This is a genomic window from Paraglaciecola marina (assembly GCF_004360155.1).
GTDB lineage: Bacteria > Pseudomonadota > Gammaproteobacteria > Enterobacterales > Alteromonadaceae > Paraglaciecola > Paraglaciecola marina.
The window spans coordinates 233,045-256,048 of sequence record NZ_SAIS01000007.1 but is presented as its reverse complement, the minus strand read 5'-3'; the positions used below and the strand labels follow the sequence as shown (position 1 = coordinate 256,048).

At 39.3% G+C, this 23,004-nt stretch carries 16 protein-coding genes; 9 read left to right on the top strand and 7 right to left on the bottom strand.

Annotation, left to right across the window (positions count from 1 at the left end):
• Positions 1 to 75 precede the first annotated feature (75 nt).
• From dnaG to EOK74_RS11950, 3 genes are all read left to right on the top strand, one after another.
• Positions 76 to 1,842 (top strand): DNA primase, encoded by a 1,767-nt coding sequence (dnaG, locus tag EOK74_RS11960; RefSeq protein WP_133470234.1) that lies wholly within the window; start codon positions 76 to 78, stop codon positions 1,840 to 1,842.
• Between the two features lie 134 nt (positions 1,843 to 1,976).
• Complete coding sequence (gene rpoD, locus EOK74_RS11955) at positions 1,977 to 3,836, top strand: RNA polymerase sigma factor RpoD (protein ID WP_275404714.1); 1,860 nt, start codon at positions 1,977 to 1,979, stop codon at positions 3,834 to 3,836.
• Positions 3,837 to 3,939: 103 nt separating this feature from the next.
• Positions 3,940 to 5,505, top strand: a complete 1,566-nt coding sequence (locus tag EOK74_RS11950; RefSeq protein WP_133470232.1) for a sodium:solute symporter family transporter — start codon at positions 3,940 to 3,942, stop codon at positions 5,503 to 5,505.
• A 21-nt stretch (positions 5,506 to 5,526) separates the two neighbouring features.
• Here the strand turns inward: EOK74_RS11950 and EOK74_RS11945 are convergent, their stop codons facing one another.
• On the bottom strand, positions 5,527 to 8,637 hold the full coding sequence (locus tag EOK74_RS11945) for an efflux RND transporter permease subunit (RefSeq protein WP_133470231.1): 3,111 nt from the start codon (positions 8,635 to 8,637) through the stop codon (positions 5,527 to 5,529).
• Between the two features lie 2 nt (positions 8,638 to 8,639).
• Positions 8,640 to 9,698: an efflux RND transporter periplasmic adaptor subunit gene (locus EOK74_RS11940; protein WP_133470230.1), complete on the bottom strand. Its 1,059-nt coding sequence runs from the start codon at positions 9,696 to 9,698 to the stop codon at positions 8,640 to 8,642.
• 134 nt (positions 9,699 to 9,832) lie between these two features.
• Here EOK74_RS11940 and EOK74_RS21060 point away from each other — a divergent pair, with 134 nt between their 5' ends.
• Positions 9,833 to 10,348 (top strand): NUDIX hydrolase, encoded by a 516-nt coding sequence (locus EOK74_RS21060; RefSeq protein WP_239024101.1) that lies wholly within the window; start codon positions 9,833 to 9,835, stop codon positions 10,346 to 10,348.
• A gap of 142 nt (positions 10,349 to 10,490) precedes the next feature.
• Positions 10,491 to 12,251 carry an acyl-CoA dehydrogenase family protein gene (locus EOK74_RS11930; protein ID WP_133470272.1) on the top strand — a complete coding sequence of 587 codons (1,761 nt, stop codon included), beginning with the start codon at positions 10,491 to 10,493 and terminating at the stop codon, positions 12,249 to 12,251.
• A gap of 97 nt (positions 12,252 to 12,348) precedes the next feature.
• Here the strand turns inward: EOK74_RS11930 and EOK74_RS11925 are convergent, their stop codons facing one another.
• Entirely contained in the window at positions 12,349 to 15,480 is a 3,132-nt protein-coding gene (locus EOK74_RS11925) for an ExeM/NucH family extracellular endonuclease (protein WP_133470229.1), read from the bottom strand.
• Between the two features lie 402 nt (positions 15,481 to 15,882).
• Between EOK74_RS11925 and EOK74_RS11920 the strand changes: the two genes are divergently transcribed.
• From EOK74_RS11920 to EOK74_RS11910, 3 genes are read left to right on the top strand one after another with little or no spacing between them, the layout of a single operon-like run.
• The gene (locus EOK74_RS11920; RefSeq protein ID WP_205964652.1) at positions 15,883 to 16,740 is read left to right on the top strand and encodes an SPFH domain-containing protein; all 858 of its coding nucleotides are present in this window, start codon (positions 15,883 to 15,885) and stop codon (positions 16,738 to 16,740) included.
• 11 nt (positions 16,741 to 16,751) lie between these two features.
• Positions 16,752 to 16,949 (top strand): DUF4177 domain-containing protein, encoded by a 198-nt coding sequence (locus EOK74_RS11915; protein ID WP_133470228.1) that lies wholly within the window; start codon positions 16,752 to 16,754, stop codon positions 16,947 to 16,949.
• A gap of 56 nt (positions 16,950 to 17,005) precedes the next feature.
• Positions 17,006 to 17,146 carry a type II toxin-antitoxin system antitoxin gene (locus EOK74_RS11910; protein WP_476704077.1) on the top strand — a complete coding sequence of 47 codons (141 nt, stop codon included), beginning with the start codon at positions 17,006 to 17,008 and terminating at the stop codon, positions 17,144 to 17,146.
• Positions 17,147 to 17,177: 31 nt separating this feature from the next.
• Here EOK74_RS11910 and EOK74_RS11905 read toward each other — a convergent pair whose 3' ends face one another.
• The 4 genes from EOK74_RS11905 to EOK74_RS11890 form a co-directional block, all read right to left on the bottom strand.
• Entirely contained in the window at positions 17,178 to 17,924 is a 747-nt protein-coding gene (locus EOK74_RS11905) for a choice-of-anchor H family protein (protein ID WP_133470226.1), read from the bottom strand.
• Between the two features lie 138 nt (positions 17,925 to 18,062).
• A complete protein-coding gene (djlA, locus tag EOK74_RS11900; protein ID WP_133470225.1) occupies positions 18,063 to 18,896 on the bottom strand; it encodes a co-chaperone DjlA in 834 nt (277 codons plus the stop codon).
• A gap of 13 nt (positions 18,897 to 18,909) precedes the next feature.
• Positions 18,910 to 19,581, bottom strand: coding sequence for an N-acetylmuramate alpha-1-phosphate uridylyltransferase MurU (murU, locus tag EOK74_RS11895; protein WP_239024100.1), 672 nt, complete (start codon positions 19,579 to 19,581; stop codon positions 18,910 to 18,912).
• Positions 19,574 to 20,581 carry an aminoglycoside phosphotransferase family protein gene (locus EOK74_RS11890; RefSeq protein ID WP_239024099.1) on the bottom strand — a complete coding sequence of 336 codons (1,008 nt, stop codon included), beginning with the start codon at positions 20,579 to 20,581 and terminating at the stop codon, positions 19,574 to 19,576. Before EOK74_RS11890 ends, murU begins: the two co-directional genes overlap by 8 nt.
• Positions 20,582 to 20,781: 200 nt before the next feature.
• Between EOK74_RS11890 and EOK74_RS11885 the strand changes: the two genes are divergently transcribed.
• On the top strand, positions 20,782 to 22,923 hold the full coding sequence (locus EOK74_RS11885; protein WP_133470224.1) for an LPS-assembly protein LptD: 2,142 nt from the start codon (positions 20,782 to 20,784) through the stop codon (positions 22,921 to 22,923).
• The last annotated feature ends 81 nt before the right edge of the window (positions 22,924 to 23,004 follow it).

Below are 23,004 nucleotides of genomic sequence, written 5' to 3'. Positions count from 1 at the left end.
TACCTATAAATATTGTCTCAGTTTCTAAAGCTCTATGGCATTATATTCAACTGTTTAATGAATTAAGAAGGTCCCATGTCTGGTCGTATTCCTCGTGAGTTTATAGATGATATTATTGCTCGCACGGACATAGTAGAGATTATTGATAGTCGGGTATCCCTGAAGAAAGCCGGCCGTAATCATCAAGCTTGCTGCCCATTTCATAATGAAAAGAGCCCCTCTTTTACAGTTAGCCAAGATAAGCAGTTCTATCACTGTTTTGGGTGTGGTGCTCACGGTAATGTCATTACTTTTTTAATGGAATTTGACCGCTTAGAATTTCCTGAAGCAATAGAAGAACTAGCCCAGTATCACAGTATTGAAGTACCACGAGAAAAAGGCAGCTCACCTGCCCCAAGTGCCGCACAGAAGCAGCAGAGGGAAAATGATTATGAGCTAATGGAAAAGGTCGCAAAATACTTTTCTCAGCAACTTAAAAGCCATCCCGAAAAAAATAAAGCTGTAGATTATTTGAAAAACCGCGGCCTAAGCGGAGAAGTAGTCAAAGCTTTCGATATGGGCTATGCCCCTCCAGAGTGGGATTCAATACTCAAAACGTTTGGAATTAACCCAGAGTACCAACAACAACTACTCGATTTAAAACTGATTACCGAAAACGACAATCGACGCAGATTCGACTTTTTTCGTGACCGTATAATGTTTCCAATACGTGATAAACGTGGCCGTGTCATAGGCTTTGGAGGCAGAGTACTAGACGACGGTGGCCCCAAATACCTAAACTCTCCTGAAACTCGAATATTCCACAAAGGCCATGAACTATATGGTTTTTATCAAGCGAAGCAAGCACATCGTAACCTAGCAAAAGTCATTATTGTTGAAGGTTACATGGATGTTGTCGCACTAGGACAATTTGGAATTGACTATGCTGTTGCATCTTTAGGCACAGCCACTACAGCAGAACATATTCAAATGTTATTTCGAGCAACTAGCGAAGTTATTTGTTGTTACGACGGTGACCGCGCAGGTCGAGAAGCAGCTTGGAGAGCCTTAGAAAGTGCCCTTCCCTATTTGAAAGACGGCGTTGAAATGAAGTTTTTGTTTTTACCAGATGGCGAAGACCCAGATACCTTGGTACGTCAAATAGGTAAAGACGCATTTGAAGATAAGCTCAAAACAGATGCAGTACCCTTATCTAAATTTTTCTTTGATAATTTGCTAAAAAGGCACCATGTGGGTAGCCATGAAGGTAAAGCCGCTTTAAAAACAGAGGCGACCCCATTAATTGAACAAATTGCAGGCGACAATATTCGAGATATATTGATGTCTGATCTAAGCAATTACATGGGCGATCAAAACAAACACAGATTAGAGCGTGATATAGCCAAGGCTAATCAACATAAAGGGCCTCAAAAGTTAGACTTTAATAAGCTTAACAAAAGTACGATATCTCCTGTTAGAATGATGTTGCGATTACTGCTTGATGAGCCCAGCTTAGCCGCTGCATCACCAGCAGCAGACCCATCAGTATTATCTTCCGTAAATATACCTGGTCTAGATCTATTAATTGAGCTTTATCAATATTGCATAGCCAATCCAAATGCTAAAACAGCCAACGTACTAGAATATTTTAGAGAGCACCCTCAAGGTCCTCATTTACCTAAGTTATTAGCTTGGGAATATGCAGAACAAAATCAACAAAAAGTATTTGAAGATAGTTTTTCTAAGCTTTTAGATTGGCACCTTCAAAGTAGAATGGATGAGCTATTTTCAAAGTCTAGGGTAAGCAAATTAAGCGAAGACGAAAAACAAGAGTTAAACCTACTTGTAAAAGAACAAAAATGACCCAACATATAGCCGTATGCATAGTGAGTCTGCTATACTGGTGAATTCGCTAAGTCCGCAGTACTGAAGTAACTATTACTGGGTAAATGCAACAAGGTACAGTAAAAATCCTCTCCTAGAGGGTTTCTATAAATATTCATTCAAATTCGAGAAGTGTAAGTTATATGGTGCAAAGCAAGCAGTCGCAGATAAAACTCCTCATTGCTAAAGGTAAAGAACAGGGCTATTTGACTTTCGCGGAAGTTAACGACCACCTCCCTCAAGACATTGTAGATTCTGATCAGATTGAAGACATTATCCGCATGATCAACGATATGGGGATTAAGGTATTCGAAACAGCTCCTGATTCAGACGAACTTTTAATGCAAGAAAGTGATACTGATGAAGAAGCTGCAGAAGCCGCAGCTGCCGCATTGGCCACAGTTGAAAGTGAAATAGGTCGTACAACAGATCCAGTTCGCATGTACATGCGTGAAATGGGAACCGTTGAACTATTGACCCGTGAAGGCGAAATCGTTATCGCCAAACGTATTGAAGAAGGCATCAATCAAGTTCAGTGCTCAGTTGCTGAGTATCCTGAAGCCATCACTCATTTGCTAGATCAATGGGACTTATTTGAAGCTGAAGAAATTCGTCTTAGTGACATCATCATAGGGTTTGTTGATCCAAATGAACAAGATGTTGCACCTACAGCAACTCACGTTGGTTCAGAGTTATCTGAAGAAGAATTAGAAGACGAAGATGGCGATGAAGACGATGAAGACGAGGAAGAAGAAGATACAGGGCCAGATCCTGAACTAGCTCGTGAAAAATTCACAGCACTTCGCATTCAATACGAAAAAGTACGAGATATAATTGCAGCTAAAGGCCGCTCTCATAAGGAATCTCGTGTTCAAATTAATGAATTAAGCGAAGTATTTAAAGAATTTAGACTTACGCCTAAGCAATTTGACCGCATGGTTAAAAACATGCGTGGCATGATGAACCGAATTCGTGTGCAAGAGCGCATAGTGATGAAACACTGTGTTATTACTGCAAAAATGCCGAAGAAAGATTTCATCAAAGCGTTTTCTGGCAACGAAACCTCTACTGATTGGTTATTTGAAATTCTGGACTCTGCACTACCTTATGCAGAAGAGATGCGAGCACACCAAGAAGAACTTGAGCGTGCAATTAGCAAAATGAATGCGGTAGAAGAAGAAACCGGATTGATCATTGCTGATATCAAAGATATCAACCGTCGCATGTCTATTGGTGAAGCAAAAGCTCGCCGAGCGAAAAAAGAAATGGTTGAAGCTAACTTACGTTTAGTTATCTCAATTGCGAAAAAATATACAAACCGTGGCTTACAATTCTTAGATCTAATCCAAGAAGGTAATATCGGTTTAATGAAAGCGGTAGATAAGTTTGAATACCGTCGTGGTTATAAGTTCTCAACTTATGCGACATGGTGGATACGTCAGGCTATTACCCGTTCAATTGCTGACCAAGCACGTACTATCCGTATTCCTGTACATATGATCGAAACGATTAATAAATTAAATCGAATTTCTCGTCAAATGTTACAAGAAATGGGACGTGAACCATCACCTGAAGAGCTATCTGAACGTATGTTAATGCCTGAAGATAAAGTTCGTAAGGTATTGAAAATAGCTAAAGAGCCTATTTCAATGGAAACCCCAATTGGTGACGATGAAGATTCACACTTAGGTGATTTCATAGAGGATAGCACTATTGTTCAACCTCTAGATTCAGCCACTGGTGGTAGCTTAAAAGATGCCACTCAAGAGGTATTAGCTGGTCTTACAGCTCGTGAAGCAAAAGTACTAAGAATGCGTTTTGGTATCGACATGAACACTGACCATACTTTAGAAGAAGTAGGTAAGCAGTTTGATGTTACACGTGAACGTATTCGTCAGATAGAAGCTAAAGCATTACGTAAATTACGTCACCCTAGCCGTTCTGAGCAGCTTAAAAGTTTCTTAGACGAGTAAGCTAAAACATTATTTAAATGAGCCTCAGCAATTGCTGGGGCTTTTTTTTGTATGCTATTTTTTGTAAGGTAAATCAATATATTAGTTAGCAAAGTAGTTTTTAATGAATATTCTAGATTATACGATCATCGCTATTTACCTAGCTGGGCTTTTAGTGATGGGCTTTTCATTTAGAAAGCAGAGAAATACAGAAGATTACTTTTTAGCTAACCATCAGTTAGGTTGGAAACCCTTATCCCTATCAATAATGGCGACTCAGCTTTCTGCGGTGAGTTTTATTTCCGCCCCAGCTTTTGTAGGACTGCGAGAAGGTGGAGGTTTAATATGGTTGTCTTACGAGCTAGCACTGCCCTTAGCCATGTTAGCTCTGCTGTACTTTATTCTACCAACCCTATATCGTTCTGGCGTTATTACTGTATATGACTTTTTAGAAAACCGCTTTGATCACTCCTCTAGAGTACTTATTAGTATTGTATTTCAAATTAGCCGGTCTTTTGCTACTGCGATTATGATTTACGCTATTTCTATTATTCTTCAAAGCACCATGGGTCTAGCATTTTGGCAAAGTGTCTTACTGATTGGAGTTATCACTCTTATCTACTCACTGCAAGGTGGTATGAAAGCCGTTGTCTATGGCGATGCCATTCAAATGGTACTCATTGTTGCAGGGGCGGTTATATGTTTAGGTTTTGGGCTTTACCACATTGGAGGCTGGTCAAGTTTTACTGAACTTGTTAATACACAAAGGCTTACAACTCTCAACCTAAATTCAAATGGTTTTGATGGTGAAGGTTTTGGCTTATTGCCGATGATTTTTGGTGGTATCGTTTTATATGCCTCTTATTATGGATGCGACCAATCAGAAGCACAGCGTTCGCTAGCAGCTAAAAGCCTAGGCGATCTTAAAAAGATAATCATGACAGCTAGTTTTTTACGTTTTCCAATAACCATGATCTATTGTCTAGCCGGATTAATAATAGGTACTCTGGCATTAACTACTCCAGAGTTTATAGAGCAGATCCCAGCAGAACACCCAGATTGGATGATGCCGATATTTATAATTAACTATTTACCGAATGGTATTTTAGGTTTACTGCTAGTGGCAATATTAGCAGCAGCTATGTCTTCTTTGAGCTCTGCTATTAATAGTTTATCAGCTGTTAGTGTTGAGGATTACTGCCGTATCACAGGTAAAACGTTGTCTTCAGAAACATCAATAAAAGTAGCAAAGTTTGCGGGTGTGTTTTGGGGGGCAGTCACCCTTACCTTATCTTTTTATGCGGGAGATATCGCTCCCACTATTATTGAAGCTATAAACAAGATTGGATCAGTTTGTTACGGACCAATTTTAGCTACATTCTTATTAGGTATTTGTACTACGGGGATTACCGCTAAACAGGTCAATACAGGGTTGATTATTGGAGTGTTGAGCAATATCTACCTTTGGCTATATCAACCACAAATTTTTTGGTTTTGGTGGAATCTTAGTGGCTTTATTTGCACTGTTAGTATTGCATGTTGCTTTTATTTATTATCTTCTAAATCTACTAACCAAGCTTTCTTTACTGCTCGGCTAAAGTTATTAACTAGGACCAACACTACAGCTCTTATAGTTTGGTTTTTCTTACTTTTAGGATTTTGTTTCACAATAGAAAGCCTGCTTTTGTAACTAACAAAAGCAGGCGTCTTACTAATCTAACTCACCTTTACGATACGGGATTTCCTTTTCAAGCTGAACGATAGTATTCGCTCGTAAACCTGGTGAACCAGTATTTTTAGCTAATAGATAATAAGCCGTAGGCACAATATACAAGGTTAAAAATGCCGACACTAACACACCAGCACATATTACAACCCCAATAACCGTGCGACTTTCAGCTCCTGCACCTGTTGCTAAAACCAAAGGTAAAGAACTAAATACAGTAGTAAAACCTGTCATGACTATAGGTCTTAGTCTTTGTGAGGCGGCGGTTCTCAATGCTTTCTCAAACTCTACCCCTGAATCTCTTAACTGATTAGCAAATTCAACTATTAAAATACCATTTTTAGCCGCTAGCCCAATCAACATGACTAAACCTATTTGACTATAGATATTTAGCGTCATATTAAACAAATATAAACCAACAAATGCGCCAACTAGAGCTACTGGAACCGTTAACATTATGACTAAAGGGTGGATCCAGCTTTCAAACTGAGCCGCCAAAATCAAATATGTGACGACTAATGCCAAAGCAAATATAAACAGTATAGAATTACCAGACTCCTGATAAAGCTGAGACTCACCTTTGTAATCAATAGAGACAGGATCTGAGATTTCAGTATCAACAATGCCATTTAAGTAATCGAGTGCTTCACCCACTGTATACCCTTCAGCTAAGTTTGCACTAATAGTAATACTGCGCATACGGTTGTAGCGATTTAACCTTGCAGAAGTAGCCCTTTCACTTACAGAAAGCAAATTATCTAATGGTATTAACTGATTACTCTGTGAAGAGCGCACATAGATATTTTCGATACTTTGCGGGCTACGATAGTCAGACTTTTCACCTTCCATGATAACATCATACTCTTGACCTTTATCTAAATATGTTGAAACACGCCTTTGACCCAACATAGTTTCTAAGGTCCGTCCAATATCACTGATAGATACACCAAGGTCAGCAGCTCTGTCTTTGTCTATATTGACTAACAATTGTGGCCAGGTTTCTTTGTAATCTGAGTCCACTCGAATTAAGTTAGGGTTAGCACGAGCTTTCTCTAATACAATATCTCGCCAACGAACTAAGTCTTCATAGGTATTGCCTTGCAGTACAAACTGAACAGGCCTATTTAAACCGCCACCACCAATACCACTTCGCATAATAGCAAAAGCACGAACATCAGGAATACCAGCTAACCTCTTACTCATTTCATTCATAACTTCAAAGGTTGAGCGTTTTCTTTCTCTATCAAAGGGCATACCTACAACCCCCACCCCAGCCGTACCACCAAACCCAGGTGTACGTACTAAAACCCTATCAACTTCGCCACTTGCAGAATACTCCATCAAAATCTCTTCTATCTTTTTCATATTGGCGGAGTTTCTTTCAAAGCTGGAGCCTTCAGCAGTTTGCACACGGATAAAAAAATTACCTCTATCTTCTTTAGGTACAAACTCCCCTGGTAAAATTTGGCTAAGCTTAAATAAAGCAACAATACTAAAAACAACCAATAAAACCATTAACCATGGCTGATGGATGGTGATGCCTAAGCCATCGTAATAACCTTTTTCGACACGGCTAAACTTACGATCTACCCAGTGTGAAAAACCACTCTGCTTTTGGCGTTTTTTAAGTAATAGAGAGCACATCATAGGAGAAAGGGTTAATGCTGTGACACTGGAAAATGCCACAGCCGCAGCGATAGCTAAGGCGAATTCCGTAAACAACCGCCCGACGTTACCTTGTAAAAACACTAAAGGAACAAACACGGCAATTAGTACTAGAGTGGTCGCAATAACCGCAAAGCCTACTTCTCTAGCGCCTCTGTAAGCAGCTAAAATAGGCGGTTCACCTAACTCTATTCTTCTTGAAATGTTTTCAAGTACAACGATAGCGTCATCAACAACCAGTCCAATACCCAGAACTAGCGCTAATAAGGTTAGTAAATTTATTGAAAACCCTAGAGCATACATCACAATAAACGCCGCCACTAAAGATACGGGGACAGTTACTGCTGGTATTAAGGTTGCTCTTACGTTCCCTAAGAATATATAAATAATCAACACCACCATTAACATGGCAATGGCAAGGGTTTCATATACTTCATTTATAGAGGCTTCGATAAATACTGATGAATCATAACTCGGCACAATAAAAATATTATCTGGTAGGGTTTCTTCAATTTCTTGAATGGCTTTTTTAGCTTCTCGAGCCACCTCAAGAGTATTAGCTTTAGACTGCTTAATGATCCCTAAGCCAATCATATTGACACCATCACCACGAAATTCAGTTTCGTCGTCATCAGCGCCCAACTCTACTCTCGCTATTTCACCTAATTTAACTAAGTAGCCATCAGCACTGGCTTTAACAGTTAAATTGGCAAAGTCTTCAGGGGTTAAAAAACTACGTGCCACACGAACTTCAAAGTCCCGATTAATTGATTCGATTTCCCCTGCAGGTAACTCAACATTTTCGGAGCGAATAACATTTTCAACATCAGTTACAGTGATTTGCCGTGCCGCCATAGCATTGCGATCAAGCCAAACTTTCATCGCATAACTTCGCCCACCACCAAGACGTACCCTAGCTACCCCCTCTGCAACCGATAAACGGTCAACTATGAAACGGTCGGCATAATCAGTAAGCTCCATCACAGACAAATTATCACTACGCAGGTTATACCAAACGATTACATCATCATCAGAGGTAGATTTAGAAACTTCAGGAGGATCTGCCTGATCAGGTAAGTTGTTCAAAGCTCTACTTACACGCTCTCTCACATCATTTGATGCCGCATCAATGTCTCTAGAAAGGTTAAATTCGATGCTAATTTGAGAACGACCGTTACTACTAGTAGAAGTTATGCTTTTGATCCCTTCGATCCCACTAATTCTATCTTCTAATAGTTGCGTAATACGAGTTTCAACGATTGAAGATGAGGCGCCAGTATAATTAGTATTAATAGAAACAATAGGTGGATCAACGTCAGGATACTCTCTTAAACTTAAAAAAGTTATAGCTACAATACCAAACACCACTAAAACTAAATTAACAACAGATGCGAAAACCGGACGTTTAACCGAGATATCAGATAGAAGCATGGTTAAACCTCGCTATCAGCTACAACAGCAACACTAGAGCCGTCTCGCAATTTTAACGTACCCTCGGTTACCACAACATCGCCAGCTTCTAATCCTCCTAGTATTTGCACAATACCAGGCTTTCTATCCCCCACTTCTACTTCAACCTTTTTTGCAATGTTATCTTTAATTACAAAAACAAACTGCTTATCTTCGACTGGAACCAAGGCGCTCTCGGGTAGCACTAGAGTGTTCAATACTTGTTTTTGTAACAGTATCTGTAGCAACATCCCGGGACGTAGTTTTAGATCTTCGTTATCAATTACCGCTCGTACTTTTACTGAGCGAGTAGATGCATCAACCCTTGAGCCTATACTGGCTATTTTTCCCTCAAAAATTTTATCTTTATAAGCAATTGATGTAGACCGAATAGACTGCCCTATGGCAACACTAGACAAATGTGATTCTGCCACCTCAAAATCTACTTTTACTGTACTTAAATCATCTAAGGTAGTGACTAAATCTCCCGGTTTAATAAAAGCCCCTATGCTAACTTCGCGTACACCTAACAAACCATCAAATGGCGCTCTTATTTGCAGTTCTTCTAGCTGAGTTTCTGAAACAAGATACTGGGCTTTAAGAGACTTAACTCTGGCCTCTTGTTCATCAAGTAATTGCTCAGACGCCACGTTATTCTTGGCTAAATCACTAATTCGTTTAAGTTGACGCTCTGCTTCTTTCAAACTCACATCGAGTTCAGCTATGCGAGCTTTTTCGACCTTATTATTTAACTCTAATAATAGCTGGCCACTTTCTACAACATCACTATCATCAAAGTGAATTTTTTGAACGATATCTGAAGTTTGCGCAGTAATAGTAACGGATTCATTAGCATAAGCCGTTCCTAAAGCTTCTACTAATATTTCAAACTGTTCTTTTTTAACCACATGTGTAACCACACTAGTTGCAAAACTTGTTTGGGACTTTTCTTCAGCTTCTTTTGGTAAATATAAATACGCTACTAAACCAATACATAACAGGAGGGCAACTAATAGGGGAGAAAACTTAAGTCCTTTAGACATTGGTACTACCTTTCAAAATATTGAGCCACTTAAACTCAAAATACGTGTCTTACCGACACAATTAAAATAACTATATAGAAGGATCTGTTTAATGTGATAATGTCTTACTCAAACTAAGGTAAATCCTCAGAATTTTGCATAATAAATTACTCACAATCCTACTATTTAATTCAATTTTCATCACTGGGTGTAGCAGAGAAATCCCTGCTCATCCTATGTGCAGAGTTAATCAATCCCAAAGCGAATTAGCCCCAGCGCAGGCCGCTTGCCTGATTAAACAAGATAACAAATTATTAGTTTTACGACACAAAGATAGCGACGACTGGCATATACCACAAGGCAAAGCGCTGAAATCGATAAGTGCCCAATGTACAGCACATAACGTAGTCTGGAAAAATACAGGATTAAATGTAGAAGTAGGCGAGTTATTATTAACAGCTTCTGACAATACTCTATACTTTGCTTGCCGCTTAACTGACGAACATTCCCAACAAATTGAGGAACTTAGTGTACCTGAATGGGCCAATAGAAATGTAACTAACGTGGCATTTATTGATCCATTTGTGCTTACTAAAGAAAGCTTTTCTGGGACAATTGAGCTTCCAAAAATACGAGAAGCATTCATATCAATAGAGCAACCTACGCCCTAAAATAAAGAGATAACACAGAGATCATTCATAAATATTCTTGAAAAGTATAAACAAAAGTAATACTTAACAATCACTTTAATTAACAAACTTTATACATTTGATTCTATAATGGTCCGATGACTTCATTTTATAGAGATTTATGATGCCTCAATATACCGCCCCATTAAATGATATGCAGTTTGTGCTACATGAATGGTTACACCTATCCGACCACTATCAAGCTTTAGGGCTTCAAGACTTTGATCAAGAGTTGGTAAATGAAATATTATCTCAAGGCGCTAAGTTTGCCGAGGAAATCATTGCCCCACTAAATCGTGAAGGTGATGAGCAAGGAGCGAAGCTTATAAACGGAAATGTAGTAACACCAGACGGCTTTGCAGATGCCTATAAAGAGTACATAGCCAATGGTTGGAATGCCATGTTAGGTACAGCCGATTATGAAGGCCAAGACTTACCTAATACTATGGCTGTGCCCATTCATGAAATGCTCGACTCAGCTAATGTGAGTTGGCGCCTGACGGGCATGCTTAATGAAAGTGCTATTTTAGCCGTGACAAAACATGCTAGTGAAAGCCTGAAGCAAACTTATTTAGCAAAATTAATATCCGGTGAATGGGCAGGAACCATGTGCTTGACTGAGCCTCAGGCTGGAACAGACTTAAGTTTACTGAGCACCAAAGCCCTACCTAATAATGACGGCAGTTATAATATTACGGGCAGTAAAATTTTTATTTCATCGGGAGATCAAGACTGGACTGATAACATTTTACATCTAGTGCTAGCTAGGCTTCCAGATGCCCCTGCAGGAGTTAAAGGAATAAGCTTGTTTTTAGCTCCTAAGTTTTTGCCTAAAGATGATGGTTCGTTGGGAAACAGAAACTCTGTCACCGTTGGCAGTATTGAGAAGAAAATGGGATTAAAAGGCAGCCCTACTTGTGTAATGAACTTCGACAAAGCCACCGGTTTTTTAGTGGGTGAAGCTAATAATGGCCTAGCTTGCATGTTTACCATGATGAATGACGCTCGTTTTCAGGTTGGTCTACAAGGCTTAGGCATAGTAGAAGCGTCTTACCAAGGTGCATTAGCTTACGCTAGAGAGCGACTTCAATCTCGTGCACCTCAAGGCGTTCAAGAGCAAGGCAAAAAAGCTGATTCTATAATTCATCAGCCCGACGTCCGTAAAATGCTACTGACTCAAAAATCTATTGCAGAAGGGTGCCGTGCTTTAGCCTTACTTTATGCTCAGCAAATGGATATAGAAAGGTTTGCAGACGACTCCAAGCAACAAAAAGCTAAAAACGTTATTTCTTTATTAACACCAATCGTCAAAGGGTTTATGACAGATATGGCCACAGAAATGAGTAACTTAGGTATTCAAGTATACGGTGGTCATGGCTATATACGTGAATGGGGTATGGAGCAACTAGTACGAGATGCCAGAATTACCCAACTTTATGAAGGGACAAATGGTATTCAAGCACTAGATCTAATATCTAGGAAACTTGCCCGTGACAAAGATAATATGTTGCAAGATACATATGAATTGTTCAGCAGTAAGATTTCTCAAATGACAAACCTGAGTGATAAAGAGCGCGCCACAGAGATATTAACTGAATGGCATTCGACTGCAATTGAGATAAAACAATTAAGCACTGTTGATTTAGCCGCAAGTGCCTATGACTTCATGAACTATAGTGCTTATAGCTTACTTGGGGTTATTTGGTTAAGCATGGCCGACATGGCTCAAAAATCATCAAGTGAGAGTTTAAAAACAGGTAAAGCTAATACTTGTGAGTTTTATATGAAGCGTATCTTGCCAAGAAAGGAACTATTTAAAGTAAACTTAGCTAGCGGAGCAGCAGATTTGATGATCTTTACAGATAATGAGTTTGATTACCTATAATTAAAAGGCCCCCATAAATATCTTTTAAGGATTTCAAAACTATATAAAAAAGGGCGCTCAGTTGAGCGCCCTTTTTAATTATTAATCAACAAGTTAATTAACGGTTTCTATAAGCGATAACCCATAGTTTTCTGTCAAGTAAATTGATAGTACCATTGCCATTCATATCTGCAGCAGCAATATATCTACGTGTACCTTCTTTACTGCCAAGAGCCTTTATTAGTTCAAAGTAATCTCTGGCACTAACCTTACCATCACCATTGATATCACCAACAATTGGTGTTTCTGCGTCTTCAAAAACAACAGACACTACAAACGGGTCATGATCAGAACTTCTATATGGTCCAACATCGGTAAAGGCATAACCATCTTCATCACGATAATATGACAAGGCTTGGTCATATTGAAGTTGGTAAGCTTCAACTGAGTTGATGCTCCAATGAGTAGCGTCAACAATATCGTCCATAAAAGCAGAGCTTGCTAAAATATGATCTAGACTTCCAGTTTGGGCAGTGTCGTAATACCAATAAGAGAAGCCATCAGCATCAAATGTTTCCGCAACATTCTCATAACCATAACCTTCGGTTACTTCAACTGACGCACCGTCATCTAGTTCAGTATTAATAGCAGTAGTAATAGTATAACCACGCTCCTCTGGTGAATATTCTGTTAATACAGCCACAGGATCTTCAGCAGAATATGCATTTAAGTCACCTAAAATCATAACTTTTTCTGGTAATTCAGCAGCAGCTAACGCTTCTGCTAAAGTAACAGCTGCAGATACGCGCAACGCATTACAACTGCCCTGAATTGTATCTAATTCAGTACTATCTACTTCATCTTCATAACAAGTAGAACCTTTAGATTTAAAGTGATTTACCACTAAAGAAAACTCTTGGCCACTGTCATCATGTGTAAAGGTTTGTAGTAATGATACTCGCATCTGTTGATAGTCACCCGCAACTTGAAGTTGTGATGGCATATCAATTTTTATAGCATCTTCACTAGGAGTAACAACTGCCGCTTTATAGATAAGGCCCACAGCTATGGCATCAGTACCTACTAAGCTTTCATCAGATGTTGCAACGAAGCTATATTGCTCTTCTTCTGACAGCTGAGCATTTACAGCTGTTACTAAAGACTGAATTGCACTGTTTTCACCAAAACCATCGTTTTCAATTTCCATTAGACCCACTACATCGGCATCTAAAGTTACGATTGCTTCAACTATACGTGCTTCTTGTAACTCAAACTCTTCTAAATTTTCGGCACCACGGTTTTCACTGTAGTCGAAGGTTACATTGCCCTCTTCATCATACTCACCATTGAAGTAGTTAAGTACATTGAAAGTAGCAATTTTCATATCACCTTCATCTAACACTGGAGCCGCATCACGTTCGCTATACACTATGACTTCTTCAATTGGATTTATACGATAAAGATCGTATGAATAGTTTAAAGGTCCAGTGGCAGATACGGTATCACCAATGCGGATAGGGTTAGCGTAACTAAAGTTAGTGTAAAAACTTAATTCATCAGGATAACTAGACGAAGTATTGTCTTCTACATAAATAATGTTTTCAGCATTACTTGCAACTAAATCATAATATTCAGTAGAAAGCGGTGCATATTTGTCAGTTGGCTGTGGCTTAAGTTCATTGCTTAAACCCATTTCTCCATACTGCCAAAGGGTAGCAGTATCAAAAACAGTCAAATCACTTACACTAACAATCATGCCTTCGTAATATTCTAAATCATCACCATCTGCCAATGGCATAGTTACCGAAACTGTTGTTACATCAGCCGAACCTTCACAAACTAACTGCTCAGTAACACTAGTGATCTCAGTCAAGTCGTAGTATTCATCCACAGTACCTGCAACTCGAACGATGTCTCCTACCGCAGGGAAATCTTGACTTGAATAAATATAGATACCTTCAGAAGTTGTACTATCGGCATCTTCATCAGCTAGTTCTTCTTGTAAGAAATAACCACTACTAGTTAACGCAGTTACTACACCCTCAACTATGACTGCAGAACCATCAAACTCAGATGCAGCACCAGAACCTTGAACTTCACTTATATATTTGAAGCCGGTTGTTTCGGTTTCAAAACAAGCACCAATTTGAGGTTCTTCTCCACCACCATCATTCTCACCAAAAGATTGCTCGGCGTTAACCAATCCAAAACTTTCAGTTGCTGATTCAGCCCATGTAAATTCGCTATAAGCAGTTCCAGTACCCACAAGTTGTAACGAGGTGCCTTCTGGTGTGCTACTAGACTCTGCAACACCAATATCTATACTCGTCATTCCTTCGGCCGCACCATCAGTAGCGACCATGCTGCCTTCATAACTAATAAACTGTAACACCACACCATCAGCATCCACTAAGGCAAAACCATCTGGAGCCCCATTCTGCAAACCGCTGATCGCAAATGATAATGTTCCAAATTCATTATCTTGATCAGGCACAATACCTGATAGTTCTTCAGTGCCATAAGCAGCACCACTGTTACCATTATAAAGAACTAAAGTTACACCTGATAAATCGGTACCTGCAACACCGGCAATCTCAACACCTTCATTAATGTCAGAGCCATCGTTATCGTAATGAATTTCGTTAATAAAAAGAGAAGAAGTGTCGCCGGTAGAGCCCGACCCTGCACCATCGTCATCAGAAAAAGACTGATCGTTGTTGCTAGCTCCGGCGGTATTTAAAGCCTCAGCTTGCCAAGCAAAATCTGAATAAATGCTACCTGCACCACTTAGTTGTAACGAATACCCAATTGGCGTACTACTTGATTCTTCTACACCAATATCAACACTGGTTAAACCTGCAGCGGGGCCACTAGCAGCAGTTAAGCTGCCTTCATAACTTAAAAACTGTATAACGGTGCCATCAGCATCAACTAACGCCATACCGTCTGGTGAGCCGTTTTGTATACTAGATGGTGACAACACATAGTAGCTGTAGCCACCACCGTCACTAACAGAAGTCGCGCCTTCAGAAACAGTTAATGTCTCATAAACACTTAGTTGAGATGATGAGCCGTTGTACAAGGCAACAGTCCATCCAGATAAATCAGTAGCTATGGGGGCAACAACTTCGATGAATTCTGACTCGTCAGCTCCATCGTTGTCGTAATGAATTTCATTGATAAAGACTTCTGTTGCATGTGCAGACGATGCACAAAGCAAAGCCAGCAATGCTGGATACTTCAATTTCATAATTTCTCCTAGAAATGGTTAATGTCGTTTTGAGCAACTTATTATTATTTTTAAATTGGGGGCATATTCCTTAACTTCTGTGACAGGAGTATGACAAGCATGTTAAAAAACCACCCAAGTTGACCATTTGGTCTAAAATATCGAATATAAAAAGCAATTATCACACCTAAATTATCGCTTCTCTAAACAAAGGGCGAAGATTTAAACCAGCAGGATTTAGATTAAGGACATAAATCCGAGAATAAATCTTCACGAAGATCAAGGCTCTAAGCAATTTCATCCTAGTTAAATATTCAAAAAACTTGCTTACAAAATATTCAACTAAAACAAAAACATTGCATTAAATACAAAACTAAATTAGATTTACTAAAGACATCATTATGATATCATAAAGGAGTATTTATGATTGTTGAGAAAAAAGGCTTTTCAATAAACGGTTATTTAGCATTTTTTGCTGTTTTGCCTCTGTTGCAACTAGGATTTGGTTTTATGGTACTTAACCAAATGCTGCTTCCACTTAGTGGATTTTGCACTGTAGTTGTGCTGATTTGTTGGGGCGGCTTTTTTATGGTGCAACCAAATCAAGCTAAAGTCATGACTCTATTTGGTAGTTATGTAGGTACTGAAAAACGCAATGGTTTACGTTGGACCATTCCCTTTTTCATGCGTAAAACTGTGTCATTACGGATCCGTAATTTTGAATCTGCAAAGATTAAGGTTAACGATAACTTAGGTAACCCAATAGAAATTGCTACCATAGTTGTATGGTCTGTTACCGATTCAGCAGAGGCCATGTTTGAAGTAGACGATTACGAGAGCTATGTCACCATTCAAAGTGAATCTGCACTACGTAATTTAGCCAGCAGTTATTCTTACGACCCTCAAAACGAAGATAGCTCTGATATTGCACTTCGTAGCCACCCTCAGCAAATATCTGAAAAGCTCAAAGAAGAAATCCAAGAGCGTTTAGGCAAAGCAGGCTTAACAGTACACGAATCTAAAATCAGCCATCTAGCCTACGCCCAAGAAATCGCCAGCGCCATGTTGCAACGCCAGCAAGCTACAGCGATTATCGCCGCTCGCAGTAAAATAGTTGAAGGTGCTGTTGGTATGGTAGAAATGGCTCTCGAACGACTAGAGTCTAAGGGTGTGGTAGATCTAGATGAAGAACGAAAAGCCATGATGGTGAGTAATTTATTAGTGGTCTTGTGTGGCGATAAAAACGCTCAACCTATAGTCAACAGCGGCAGCTTGTATTAAGGAGAATAACCATGCAATGGGAATACAAAGTAGTGAATATAAAAGCAAAAGCTAAAGGTTTTATCACCCAAGTGCCCGATACACATGAGCTAGAGGTAGTACTAAATGATTTAGGCAGGCAAAACTGGGAGTTAGTCAGTTGTACTTTGGGTTCAACAACCAGTATGGGGAGTAGTCATTCTCAAGCGGTCTTAAAGAGGCCAAGGTAGTTAGTGTGTCTAAAAAAGCGTTTCCATTACGAATAAACCCTGATGTGCTAGCTGCCATGCAACGCTGGGCAGATGACGATCTGCGCAGCGTAAACGCGCAAATTGAGTACGTTCTTAGAGATACCTTAGTAAAACAAGGTAGAGTCAAACTAATACAAAAAGTTGTCACTGAAGTGGTTGAACCCGACAAAAAATAGCATAAAAATTAACTACTTGAATGGATAAGCCTTACCGCTGGCTTATCCACTTTTTTCTGAATAACAAAGGTAGTAAACACAAAATCCCCCACCCCATACTGCCACCATGCTCAGTCACAATAATAACACTAGGCTCTTCGTACACCTCTTCATAATTGTTACTTTCTAAGGGTAATAAATACAAGTCTCCATCATTATAGCCATCAATTACAGCAACCAATTCATTGCTATACTCGTCATATAGTTCAATTAGCACCTCATAGTCACCTGGAGTAAAACCAGTTAACAGTTCACTTTCCACTACCAAATTGTCGGCACTACTATCACCATAAATAGTGAAGGTACTAGTCGTATGATATTCCTTAAATAGTTCATTCTTGCCCAAATAAAGACGGGCATATACTTGAGCTTCACTAAAATAAGTATCTGCATCTAAGCTCACAGCAAAGTGACTGTAAAAACCATCCCCGTCTTCATCACCATAAAACTCTACCCAAGCATCATATATCCAAAAATCAGAACTGGCGTTTTTAGCCTCTGGGCGAATATCTAAGGTTCTAGCCTCAGCAATTTGTCTTGCTTGGCTAGTGACTGGGACTGCATTTTTAGATGTTTCTAATGGTTCTTGAGGGGTAACAGACGTAGTTTTATAAACTAGCTCGCTGTTGTTATCAAACTGCTGTTCGAACGATGTAACTTCCCAGTCATCTGCTGGTTTAGCATATAAATCTGTCGGTAAAGTTAAACTTGCCAACCCAATTAATAATAAACGTTTCATGTGGTGCTCCTTTCAAACCTGCGACTAGTTTGCAGAAAACCACATGAACAAAAACTGAAGCGAGCCTTAACTCATTGCCAACGTCGAAACACAAAATCTAATTTATTGACGAAACATTAGCAACTACGACTTTAAAGCTTATCTAAACCCGCGCTTTTCCTTAATTAGCTCATACGCAGCTTGAATATCTTGAGCTTTATTTTTTGCCATTTCTAAGGCTTGTTTAGGCAAGCCCTTTGAGACCAATTTATCTGGATGGTGTTCACTCATTAATTTTCGATAGGCTTTTTTAATACTTTTATCGTCATCAGATGCGGTAACCCCTAAAATTTTATAGGCATCAGCTAAAGACTGCTGTGATGAATAAGCGGCAGAGTGCCCACCAGCACGCTGTTGCCCACCACCTTGTCTAAAGCGAAGTTCTGCTTCAAATGCTGACAGTAAATACAATAAGTCTCTTTGGGGAAATCCTAGGTATTGCGCCACAGTCTCTAAAATAACTTGCTCAGCTTTATCAAGCTTGCCATCAACGTAAGCCGATTGAATTAATATTTCTAAATACACTTGCATTATGTCACGACGACCGTGACATGACTCTTTAAAGTCTTTGACAGTTTGTTTTAACGGAAAGCTTGCGGCCTTGCCATCTCTAAAGGCTTGCTGAGCCTCTACCCGCATCTCTCCCTCTAGCTTCATCTGATCCATCAAGGTGCTTGCCATGCGAATTTCAGAGTCGCTAACTTTGCCATCAGCTTTGGCGATATGCCCCATCACAGAAAATAAACAATGGAAAAATATTGCCTGGGACTTTAATGCCTCTTCTGTACTAAAAAAGCGGCTAAAGCCGCCTTTTTGATTAAAGTCTTGTCTATAACCTTTATCAAAAAAGTGCCCCACCATAAAACCTAATACGGCTCCGGGAATACCACCAAACATAGAACCAAAAATGGTTCCTAAAATTTTTCCAATCATTTACTCATCATACCTATTTGTTTAACTGAGCCAGGCGTTCTGGTGTGCCGACATCAGTCCAATTACCCAAAAAGTATTGGGCACTAATTAAATTATTTTGTATTCCAGCTATTAACATGGGGGCCAAAGACTGAATTTCACAACTAACATTATCAAAAAAAGATTTCTGGTAAACGGCAATGCCGCTAAATGTGAGCTTTTTTCCTTGGCTAACGCTCAGACGCCTATCTTCAAAGTAAAAATCCCCTTTAGGGTTATGCTCTGGATTATCTACCATCACCAAATGCGCTTCCTCACCAGAAAGTCTGAGGTCTCGTAAGCTAGCAAAATCAAAATCAGTAAACACGTCGCCATTAATGACAGTAAAACTCTGCGCTTGTTCAGTCGGGCAAAGCAAAGGTAATGCTTTTACTATGCCACCTGCGGTTTCAAGTGCATTGACTTCTGGAGAGTAAATAACCTGCAATCCAAAGCGTTTACCATTACCAATTTCTTCTTCAATCAGATGCCCCAACCAAGCGTGGTTAATAATCACCCGTTGATACCCCGCCACTTTTAACGCTTCTAAGTGATACTCGATTAATGGCTTTTGATGAATAGTAAGAAGGGGTTTAGGTACCGTATCCGTAAGTGGCCGCATCCGCTCTCCCCTGCCCGCAGCCAAAATCATAGCGGTACTATGCATAAGCAATACTTTGTTGTTTTGCTAAGACAGCGGGTAAAATCTTGTCTCCAATCACAGCAGCAAAATCTTTATATTCAGGGTAAGCATTAGCGGCTTCAATTAAATATTCTAAGGTGCGGGGAATATCTGCTAAATACCCTGACTTACCGTCACGTATATATAATCTAGCAAAAATACCAGCGACTTTGGTGTGCCGCTGCATACCCGTTATATCAAACCAAAACTTAAAGTCATCCCAAGAATAATTAGAATAGAATTCTTGATGCCAAACCTTTAACCATGAAGCAACCCATTCTTGGGGCCATTTTTGATAGCAGTCTTTTAATAAAGATACAGCATCATAGGTTATGGGCCCCACTACAGCATCTTGAAAATCTATTACGCCAATGTCATCACCAAGTATCATGAGATTTCTAGAATGATAATCTCTGTGGACTCCAGCATAAGGCTGAGACAAAAAGTTATCTGTTAGACTCTTTGTCGCTTGCTGAATTACCCTTAATTCATTTTCCGATAATCTCATTTGCAAATACTTATCAAGCAACCAATCTTTGAGCATGGCCACTTCTTTATTAACTAAAACAGCATCGTAAATAGGTAATGGCCCTTGCAAGGTAGCTTTACATTTTTGAACTAAAGGGATAACGCCAAGGGCTTTTTTATATAACTGGTGGCAATTTTGATGATTTAAATGCTCAGAAAACAAGGTGTCACCAAAATATTCCTGACAGTAAAATCCAAGGTCCAAATCGTAGGCGTATACTTTAGGAACATGAATATCATGTTCTTTATAACTAGAGGCAACATTTACAAAAGCAGCACAGTTCTCAAATTCTGGGGGGGCATCTACAGCGATAATCCACTTATCGTCTGATTGAAAACGAAAGTAGCGACGAAAGCTAGCGTCAGCCGAAACCATAATTAGAGCTTCGCAAGTAAAGTTCGTATGGATATTAATCCAATTTAATAACTGTTGTTCACGTGTAGTCTGGATATTCAAAAATTGTCTCTAGTTGAGAATGATGTCTATGTGTTTTTATGAGAGAATGGCGAAATATCTCTTTTTTTGCAAGTCTACTGGTAAATCCGTTCGAAACCCTTAAAATTAACATTTTATATCATTTTACATTTTCTATTTAGGCTATTTTTTACTTGTCAATTACTCCAAAACTGCACCGCTCACTCTTTTGCGCATTAACAATGTGGGCGGGGGTATCAAATGCTCAAGAAGTGTGTTTTGTTCCTTTAGCAGGACCAAACTTAGATAACTCATTAATTGATGGGCAAATTCTCGTAAAATCCCAATACAGTGAAATTCAACAAAATACCTATGCAGAATTTAATGGCGATGTAGAAATAAACAGTTCCGAAGTTAAAATAAAAGCTGAAAGCGCGAAATTAGATAGACTCAGTGAAACGTTAGTGGCTAATGGCAGTGTTAATTTTCAAGATAAAAACATCACCGTCTCTAGCGATAAGGTCACCTTAAATAGAATTTCTAATGAATTACTAATTGAAGAATCTAATTATCAACTCAATCGGGTACAAGGTCATGGTGAAGCCCAAGAAATAGCCATCAGCGAGCAAACCGGCATTAATCTAATTGAAGCAAGCTATAGTAGCTGCCCTATTGATGATGAAGTATGGAGAATCCAGGCAAGTCAGATAGAAATCACCCCAAACCAGGCTAGAGGCATTGTGAAACACGCCAGATTCTATATAAAAGATGTACCAGTTCTGTATTTACCCTATTTCTCTTTCCCCGTTAATGATGAGCGCCAATCTGGTTTACTATACCCAGATATCACAAATAGTAGCTCTGCTGGTATCAGCGTCGAGCAACCCATTTATTGGAATATCGCCCCAAACTACGATTTAACCTTGAGTCCAAGATTAATGACCAATCGCGGATTGCAACTCAAAACAGAATTTCGCTACCTAACTGAGCAGCATAAAGGTCAGCTTAACCTTGAGTATCTCCCAAATGATCTAGCTGAAGACCAAGATTCAGAACGTTACTTCTATAGATATGTTCATAATGGTTCTATCAATGAGAATTGGCGTGTAAATGCTGAAATTAACGGCCTCAGCGATGATAACTATGTTAATGATCTGGGTTCAGATTATTATAGCCAGTCAGATACTCACCTATATAAAACCCTTGGCTTAAATTATTTTTCCGAAGGTTTAGATATAAGCGCACAATTTCGAGACTTCGAAGTGCTTGGGGATCACCCAGATAGTTATCGGGCACTCCCAGAGATAAGACTTAACTATTTAAATGATCTAGGGGCAGGATTTGAATTTAATATAAACTCAGAACTCGCCTACTTTGAAAGTGGTGATGAAGACAACCCAACTGCCACACGCTTTCATATTGCCCCCACATTAAGCTACCCATTCCAAAATCAATGGAGTGAATTGCTAGCTGAAGTATCGGTAATGCACACCCATTATTTTCAGGAAAATATTACAGATACCAATTTAGAAAAAGAAGTCACTAGGACCTTAGGCCAAGCAAAGCTCTATGGTAGTTTAGCTTTCGAAAGAGAAATCAGTTGGTTTGGTAAAACCCTAACACAAACCTTTGAACCCAAAGCTCAATATTTATACACCAGCTATGAAGAACAAACTAACATAGGATTATATGATACAACTCGGCTCTACAATGATTTTGCAGGCTTATTTAGGGGCCAAGAATTCACAGGGCTAGATAGAATTAGTGATAACAATCAGATCACGCTAGGTACGACTACCCGCATTATTGATGACAATAATCAGGAAAAATTCAAGCTAAGCATAGGCCAGATATTTTATTTAAAAGACAACCAAGTACTTGACGCGACAAAAGAAGATAGTAAATCAGCCCTAGCTGCCGAATTAGATTGGCAAATGGGTAGTAAATGGTATGCCCATACGTTAGCTCAGGTATCAAGCATTACAGATAAAGTCGAACGCAGTAGTATATCTCTTGAATATCAACTATCTGAAAATAAACTGCTCCAGATAAACCATAGGTTTGTTAGAGATTTATCATCAGAAAAAATTGATCAAGTGGGTATAACTGCCACTTGGCCCATTTCTAAAAATTGGCAGTGGATAGGCCGTTGGTACTATGACAGGACCCTAAACAGGACTGTAGAAGCCTACAATGGTGTTCAATATAGCTCATGTTGTTGGACTGTGAGTTTTGTAGCTGAGCGATATTTGAGCAACAGTTATGAATCAACAGGAGTGCAAAGTACCAATGATTTCGAAACAGGATTTCATGTATACTTCACCAATCGGAACTTATTACGTGACGGGCTTTTTGGATATAGACGCCCCTATCTGTTGAACTAATTAACGTTTGAAATAACTAACCTTTTCAAACAACCTAATTTCTATTTGGCGTTTCTAGACCAAACGCCATTAAACTTAAAA